Annotated in this window: 4 protein-coding genes and 1 other annotated feature; of the genes, 1 reads left to right on the forward strand and 3 read right to left on the reverse strand. The window is 37.2% G+C overall.

The window, feature by feature from the left end; genetic code table 11:
- Nucleotide 1: 1 nt before the first annotated feature.
- The 3 genes from RTR43_RS12030 to pdxR form a co-directional block, all read right to left on the reverse strand.
- Complete coding sequence (locus RTR43_RS12030; protein ID WP_312472174.1) at nt 2-1597, reverse strand: NTP transferase domain-containing protein; 1596 nt, start codon at nt 1595-1597, stop codon at nt 2-4.
- A gap of 349 nt (nt 1598-1946) precedes the next feature.
- Nucleotides 1947-2864, reverse strand: a complete 918-nt coding sequence (locus RTR43_RS12035) for a D-alanine--D-alanine ligase (protein WP_312472176.1) — start codon at nt 2862-2864, stop codon at nt 1947-1949.
- A gap of 4 nt (nt 2865-2868) precedes the next feature.
- A complete protein-coding gene (pdxR, locus tag RTR43_RS12040) occupies nt 2869-4317 on the reverse strand; it encodes a MocR-like pyridoxine biosynthesis transcription factor PdxR (protein WP_312472178.1) in 1449 nt (482 codons plus the stop codon).
- Nucleotides 4318-4580: 263 nt separating this feature from the next.
- Nucleotides 4581-4819: a binding site (T-box leader), on the forward strand.
- Nucleotides 4820-5054: 235 nt separating this feature from the next.
- On the opposite strand from pdxR, the gene ileS reads away from it, so the two are divergent.
- On the forward strand, nt 5055-8150 hold the full coding sequence (ileS, locus tag RTR43_RS12045; RefSeq protein ID WP_312472179.1) for an isoleucine--tRNA ligase: 3096 nt from the start codon (nt 5055-5057) through the stop codon (nt 8148-8150).
- Nucleotides 8151-8842: the final 692 nt, after the last annotated feature.

The following is an 8842-nucleotide window of genomic DNA, read 5'->3' on the forward strand; positions in this document are numbered from 1 at the left end:
CTCATTCGTTAAGGTAGTTAGCTAAATTCTCTTTCCCTCTGTTATAGCGATCGAGTGAATAATCTGCTAGAAACGGATCTCCCATCGCTACCTTTGCAGCGCTCCACATACTCCAATACATGTCTTGCATAATTTTATGAATTTCAATTTTTTTCCTATCTTCTATGGAAGGGTTTTTTCCAAAATACTTTTTGAAGAATAAATCTTCTTCGTCTTTTGAATAGCTGCATTCAAGGGAAACGGCTGCAGCGTCAAACAGGATGTCGTAATTTCCGCTATATTCCCAATCGATTAGATAAAGAGTATTTTCACCGCTCTTAATAAAATTTTCTGGAAGACAGTCAAGATGACATGGTACGGTATTGATCCCAAGGTCATTTAATTCGTCTTGTAACGGCATAAACTTCTGTTTTATATCAAGATAATCACGGAATAATTTCCCGTTTGCCTCGAGTAATACTTTTTCATAGTATTCCGTTCCATCAAATGGATCAAAATCGACCATAAACTTTTGACCACTGGTATGAAGCGTTTTCAAAACATTTGCAATGAGCTCCATATTCCCTTCTCTTTTTGCAGTCGTTGGATTAAGTGTTTCTGCATCAGTGATAAACTCTGTGATTTTTAAACCCGTCATCTCATTAAAATAAATGGTTCGACTATCGAGACCTAGTTGAAGGGCAATCGATGAATTTACTTTTTCATTTAGCCGATTGATAGTCTTTTCTGTTCCCGTTCCAGGTACCCTGGCGACAAACTCGTTAGTAGAAATACTAACTTTATAGTTGTTATTCGTTAGCCCACCAAGTTTTTCAATATTTTTAATAGAATCCGATTCAACTTCTAAAACTTCAGCAAGTAATTCTTGGACATATTTTTCCCTTACTTCTAGTTCTTTTCTCTTTAATTTTGGATAGATTAAATATCTAAGATTATTGTAGTGATGAATGGTATCGATTTCGCCCCATATTAAATCATCAATTTTTTCATAACCGATATTATGTCTATGAACTAAATTGAGTAGTGAATATTCGTAATTAAAATAAGGATTTTTATTGTGTTTGAAATTTTCTATCATGTTTCGGTAGGTTTCAATTGAAATTTTAGACAGTCCAATAAATTCTCCATCAATTTTATTCAGTTGATGGATATCTTTTGAAATTTGGCAAATGTAATGATCCCTGATTTCTACTAAAACCTCGTCACCTGAACCAGATTCATTGGTTAGGAGCATAGCGTTTCGGTTGGGATGATTAAGGAGATAAGTAATGGCCCGTTCCTCAAACACGAGATCGCTTTCAATAAGGAGAAAATCATCCTTCATATACTCAGACGCTAAGGCCAAAGAATGCATGGTTCCGGTCCATTTGTATTTCTCACAATATATTAAATGTAAATTTCTCTTTTTGGCGAGTTCTTCATAATATTCCTTTTTATAGCCGGTAATAATGGTGATATCATCAATTCCATTTGCATTTAGAATGGTAATGATCCGTTCGATAATCGTACTTTCTTCAATCTCAAGAAATCCAATAGGAATATCAAATGACTTTCTTTCCCCTGCTGCTAAAATAACCGCTTGACTAGGTCGACTCACATTATTTCATCTCCTTTTTTTCATTTTCATAACCAATAATGAACTATCTTGAAGATTGCTTCTTTAATAATTTTTGTTACGTATGTCAAAAATCTGATTCTCACTTCATTTCAAATAAAACCCAATCTTTATAGCGTTTCAATTTATTGTTCAAATTTTGAACGATATAAAAATATAATAATTACCTAAAGTTGTCAATAGTTTTTCTGAATATACACATAGATTTCTAAAATAAGTAAAGGGGTCAGTCCCCCCGCCACTTTAATGCAGCGCTAGACTGACCCCATAAACTTGTTCAATTACTTAAATTTTGATAATTAATTATCAGTTACAATATTCTTTATAATCTCTATCTAATCCCTTCCATCGCTCTCACTTTTAGTGAGTTTTCAATAATCAAGTCAAGCAATTCACCATAAGGGATCCCGGCTGATTCAGCGCTTTTTGGCAGCAGGCTATTCTTCGTCATCCCAGGTAATGAATTAACCTCCATGACATAGGGAATACCGTTTTTAATCATCATGTCGATTCGGGCATAAACACTACATTTTAGTGATTTATAGCAGGTCAACGCAGCAAATGCGACTTTGTCATGTGTTTCAGGCAGAAGCTGGATCACTTCTTCAATCGTAGCCACATCATTATATTTGGACGTATAATCAAAAAACTCTCCCTTATGCCGAATGGAAACAATGGGTAAGAGCTTTCCATCTAATATAGGACAAGTGATTTCTTCCCCTTTTACATACTTTTCGATAATCACTTCAGCATCCCATTTGAATACTTCAGCAATTGAAGACTTGATCGTATCTGGATCATATACAATTTTTACTCCAACACTTGAACCGCCCGAATTAGGTTTTACCACTACTGGGTAACCCATCTTGTCAAGATCATCCAAATTAAGTTCCTCTATATTCGTAAGGTGAATCCAATCCGGTGTTTCCACTCCTTCATAACGGATGATTTTCTTCGAGATATTCTTATCCATGCATAAGCTGCTGGACAGTACACTGCTCCCTGTATAAGGGATACCGAGGGTTTCAAGGGTGCCTTGAATGGTGCCGTCTTCACCGTACTTCCCATGAAGCGCAAGTAATGCAACATCGAGATTTTTAACCTTATTTACTAAATCTTCTTTGTCATCTATTTGGATTGGTACAATTTCATATTTATTTTTATTTAAATTCGCAATCATTTCTTCACCTGTCATGAGCGAAACTTGTTTTTCGGAGGAAACGCCTCCCATAATTACGCCAACTTTCATTTTCTCAGCCTCCAAAATCATTTCTTAATGTGTCACCTATGATTTTAATTCCTTGAATAATCTCTCTTTCCTTCAGCCTGGAAAATCCTAACCGCAATGTATCCTTTCCACTACCATCCGTGTAAAAAACATCACCTGGCGAAAAAACAACACCCTTTTGATAGCATTTTTCTAAAAGACTTCGAGAATCGATGTTATTTTCTAGTTCTAAAAAAAGATGAAGTCCGCCGTCACCAGTCATTCGTTTATAAGGAATGACTTGTTGGCAAGTATGAACAGCTAATTCATACTTTTTTTTATAAACTGATTTAGCTTTTTTTAGATATTTCTCAAAGCAGCCGTCATTTAAATATTGGAATAACACTGCTTGATCTAAGGTAGACGTATGAATAGTACGAGCTCTTTTCATACTTTCCAAGTAATAAATCAAATCCTTGTCTGCTAAAATCCACCCAACTCGTAAGCCGGGAAAAAGAATTTTAGAGAAACTACTAATATAAATGACATTGTTGCCGCTTCCTGCAAAGGCAGCCAACGGTGCCAGATGTGATCCTGAATACCGTAATTCTTCATTAAATCCATCTTCAACGATAGGGAGTTGATAGGAAGAAAAAAGCTCCATCATCTCCTTCCTTTTCTCCGAGGACGTAACTATTCCAGTTGGATTATGATAAGACGGGATTAAGTAGGCAAAATCATATTCCTTTTTTGATAAAAATGATTCAAGCCTAGAAACATCGATACCGTCATCATCCATCTCAATTCCATCAATATCAAAACCATGTAATCGAAACAGCTTTAACGCCGTATGATGGGTTGGATTTTCACAAATAATACGTCCATTCTTTTTATGAATAGATGATAATAGGAGATCTAAACCTTCCGTGAATCCATTGGTAATCAAAATATCTTTATTTCTGATGTCTATACCCTTAATTTCCATATAATGAAGCAAGTATTCAATTAGTGGTTTATAGCCTTTGGCATAACCATAGTTAAGAACGATGTTTCCTTCAATGGCCATCCGATTTAAGAAGGCTCTTTTAAAATTTTCTACATCAAAAAGCTTTTCATCGGGGGCGATACTATTAAAGGAGATCATATCATGATTCCAGCGTACTCCATGCTTTATTAGGTCCAATTCATCTGCTAAATACGTCTGCTCATTGATTTTTTCTTTCCAATTCAATTGGATCGATGCGGATTTCAAGGTCTCCACATGACTGACAAAATTTCCTTTTCCTTTTACCGCGTAAATAAGACCTTCCTGTTCCAAATCGGCATAAGCTGTTAGAACGGTATTTCGGCTTATCGATAGTAACGAGCTGAGTTCCCGAGTGGATGGAAGCTTTTGATTCTCCAGCAAGTGCCCGCTTGTAATCATTCTTTTCAAATATTCCTTCAGTTGAATATAGACAGGACGGCCTTCTTTAAGCTTAAAATCGTTAAACACTGCTTTTATCCCCTTTCTAACATTTTTACACGTTTGGAATGATTCCAAAAGGTCCACACTATATGTAATTTCACGGTCTCGTGGTAGGGTCCCGTAAACAATAATATTCTTTTGGATAATGAAAAATCAAAAATATTAATATTGATGGAATGAAGTAGTGATCCTATTTTGTTTTTACACAACCGGGGCCATTGACACTAATTCTTTAATAATACTTTGACAATTATTCATATATATGTTACAATACATCCCAATAAAAGCATACAAATTCGTTGATGAGAAAAAGTAGCTTTTCGTCTTGATCCACAGAGAGCTGACATTTTGGTGCAAGTCAGTGTTCGAGTGTTACGTGAAAATCCTCTCTGAGAAGTTAGGCTGAAACTTATAGTAAGTCTAACCGGGTGTCTACCGTTACAAGGAACACGTATGATTGTACGTTGCTAAGTGCTATTGAGCGGATCAATAGAATTAGGGTGGTATCGCGGTTAACCCCGTCCCTTTACATGGGACGGGGTTTTTTGTATGGAAAAGGGGCGGAGCGCCGCAAAAACGAATCAGGATATCCATTTGTTGTGAAAAATATACATTTTGCTCCTCGAATGAAAGTGAAGCTCAGCTCTGCTCACACCGCCTTTATTGGCAGGGATAGTTCTCTGAATAATTTTCCATAGTAAATGGTGGCTTGGAACGCCATGAATCTTGTATTTTTTAACCATTTTTGAAAAGGAGCGATATCGATGAATGCGAATGAAAAGAAGGAATCCGTTGTCCAGCGTGAGGAGAATATCCGACAATATTGGACAGAAGAAAATACGTTTAAGCAATCTGTTCAATTAAGAGAAGGTAAAACCCCTTTTGTTTTTTATGAAGGACCACCAACTGCAAATGGTCTCCCCCATGTAGGCCATGCCTTTGGGCGAACGATTAAAGATGTGGTAGCTCGGTACAAAACCATGCAAGGCTTCCAAGTGGAAAGAAAGGCTGGATGGGATACACATGGTCTTCCAGTTGAACTTGGTGTTGAAAAACAACTTGGTATTTCAGGTAAACAAGAAATTGAACGATTTGGTATAGAGTCTTTTATCAACAAATGTAAGGAGAGCGTATTCACCTACGAGAAGATGTGGCGTTCATTTACAGAGGAATTAGCTTATTGGGTAGACATGGACAGTCCATATATGACATTAAGTAATGAATACATCGAAACAGTATGGAATATTTTAAGCAAAGTCCACAAAGATGGCCTATTGTATAAAGGTCATCGTGTCTCGCCATACTGCCCTAGCTGTCAAACTTCTTTAAGTTCGCACGAAGTGGCACAAGGCTATAAAGATGTAAAAGATTTATCGGCTACCGTAAAATTTAAACGGCTTGATGCGGACGAAGAATATTTCTTAGGTTGGACAACAACACCATGGACATTGCCGGCAAACGTTGCCCTCGCGATGAATCCAACCTTAACTTATGTTCGTGCCCTAAAAGAAAATGTGGTTTATATCGTTGCTAAATCATTAGTAGAAAAAGTACTTGGGGAGCATGTCACTGTGTTAAGTGAACATAGCGGTAATGAATTTGCAGGAGTACAGTACGCCGCACCATTCCATTATGTCCCTGTTGAAAAAGGACATCATGTCGTATTAGCAGATTATGTTACTGAAGATAGTGGAACAGGTATTGTTCACATTGCCCCAGCTTACGGTGAAGATGACTATAAAACAGTAAAGCAAAATGATTTATCGTTTATTAATGTTGTTGATCAACAAGGACGGTACACAGCTGACGTTGTCGAGCTTGCCGGGAGATTTGTCAAGGACTGTGACGTAGATATTATTAAAATGCTATCCGAGCAAGGTACACTTTTTCATAAGGAAAAATATGAGCACAGCTACCCTCATTGCTGGAGATGTGACTCTCCTTTGCTCTACTACGCAACGGATAGCTGGTTTATCAGGATGTCAGCATTAAAGGAGAAAATGCTTGCGAACAATGCAACCGTTACATGGTATCCAGATCACATAAAAGATGGACGCTTTGGTAACTTCCTTGAAAATCTCGTTGATTGGAATATAAGTAGAAATCGCTACTGGGGTACACCGTTAAATGTATGGCAATGTTCTGATTGTCAGCATGAAGAAGCACCTGGCAGTATCGAGGAACTACAAAAACTTGCGACAACGTCGGTGTCTAACGACATCGAGTTGCATAAGCCATATATTGACGAAGTACAGTGTACCTGCCCGAAATGTAATGGTGTCATGCAACGAACGCCGGAAGTCATTGATGTTTGGTTTGATAGTGGCTCGATGCCATTTGCACAGTACCACTATCCATTTGGAGATAAAGAAAAATTCAAATCACAATTCCCTGCAGATGTCGTCATCGAAGGAATTGACCAAACGAGAGGGTTTTTCTATAGCCTACTCGCTGTTTCCACCTTATTCACAGGAAAGGCATCCTATAAAAACGTTTTATCACTTGGACATGTACTAGATGAACATGGTCAAAAAATGTCTAAGAGCAAAGGAAATGCTTTAGACCCCTCTGACCTCATAAGGGAATACGGTGCGGATGCACTACGGTGGTCCTTCTTAGTCGATAGCTCGCCATGGAATCCAAAACGCTTTTCGAAAAAAATTGTCCAAGATGCAAAATCAAAAGTGGTGGATACGCTAGATAATACGTATAAGTTTTATGCGATGTACGCAAAAATTGATGGCTTTGTGTATGCTAGCCAGCAAACAGGTAAGAGAACCGTCTTAGATAAGTGGATACTTTCACGCCTGCATAGTACAGTCAAACTCGTTGAGGGTTGTATGGATCGCTATCAATTCACGCAAGCAACGCGCGAGATTGCAGTATTAGTGGATGAATTAAGCAATTGGTATGTACGACGATCAAGAAATCGATTTTGGGCTTCCGGACTTTCAGAAGATAAACGAGCGGCTTATTCAACGCTATTTGAAACACTTACCACAATCAGTCGTTTGTTGGCTCCATTTGTACCTTATGTCGCCGAAGATATCCATTTGAAGCTTCATCAAGATAGTGTTCATTTACAGGACTACCCAAAAACTGACGATTCTTTGATTCATTTTGATTTAGAGGCAGACATGCAAACGATTCTAAAAATAGTGGAGCTTGGTCGTAGCATTCGCAATGCCACAAACATGAAGGTTAAGCAGCCTTTACAGCAAATGATTGTATGGCGTAGTGAAGGAAAACAACTTTTACACACCTATATCGACATTATAAAAGACGAACTAAATGTAAAAGAAGTTGTTTTTACAGAAGATTTATCACAGTATGTAGCGACTGTCTTTAAATTAAATTTTAAAACGGCAGGTGCGGCATTTGGCAAGATGGTAAATTCCGTTAAAGATTATGTCAATCAAATGCCAGATCATGAGAAGAAGTCATTATTGAATGATGGTCAGCTTGAAATAGATGTTAAGGGACAAACGGTAACATTACTGAAAGAGCATATCAATGTCGAATATGTTGTTTCCACTGGCTTTGAGATGGCGGGCGACCAGCAGTTAAAGGTAATGTTAGATATAAAACTCACTCCTCAATTAGTGGAGGAAGGTCAAGTTAGAGAATTAATCAGAGCGATTCAAGATACTCGAAAAAAACTAGATTTACCCGTGGAGATGTATATATCACTCGATATTTCAGCAACGGAAGAGAGTAAAGAAATCATTGAACGCTTTGAGGGATTAATTAAAGAAAACGTGCTTGTTCACGACATTAGTTTTGACATGCTAAACGATTCCGAACAACACATTGAAGTAAAAATTGGCGAAGAGATAGTGAAGGTCTCATTTAGATATTAGGTTGTGTTATAAAAAGGTTGTTTTCGTAAACAACGCTGTTTATTCTTACCTATTTTGCCTGAATCCTTAGATTGTGGTGCAGATTTTATTAATATTTTTATTTATTCCGGGATTTTAAGATAAAATTCTACCTTTTTTAATAAAAGCCCTTGCCATGAGCAACTTATCAGCGAGTTTTAATTGTTTATCAGCGAATTTGTTACTTTTATCAGCGAAAATAAATGTTTATCAGCGAATCTGAATGCTTTATCAGCGATTCTGAAGGTTTTATCAGCGAATCTAAAAGTGAGTGTTCGTTCGATCCTAAATCTCAGGTAAAAGCAACAATCGTTTAGAAAAGAGTTTATAAAAAAGGCACTGCAAACAGTTATATTTTTAAAACTGTCCGCAGTGCTTTTTTACTTTATGTACAAACAGTCATACCAACGCTTCCAGCGATTTAATCAAACGTTTGGTTAGTTTTGCCATACCAGTCATACCAAGGCTTCCAGCGTTTTAATCAAACGTTTGATTAGTTTTGGCATGCCAGACATTCCATTGACTTCAGGAATTTAATCAAACGTTTGATTAGTTTTTTCAAACCATATATACCAACGCTTCCAGCGATTTAATCAAACGTTTGGTTAGTTTTGCTATACCAGTCATACCAAGGCTTCCAGTGATTTAATCAATCGTTTAATTAGTTTTGGCAT

The organism is Neobacillus sp. (assembly GCF_031988165.1).
GTDB lineage: Bacteria > Bacillota > Bacilli > Bacillales > Cytobacillaceae > Neobacillus > Neobacillus rhizosphaerae.

What these genes read in the sequence shown, in the direction of transcription:
- ileS (WP_312472179.1), top strand. Translation starts at nt 5,055, where the DNA reads ATGAATGCGAATGAAAAGAAGGAATCCGTTGTCCAGCGTGAGGAGAAT.
- RTR43_RS12035 (WP_312472176.1), bottom strand. Translation starts at nt 2,864, where the DNA reads ATGAAAGTTGGCGTAATTATGGGAGGCGTTTCCTCCGAAAAACAAGTT.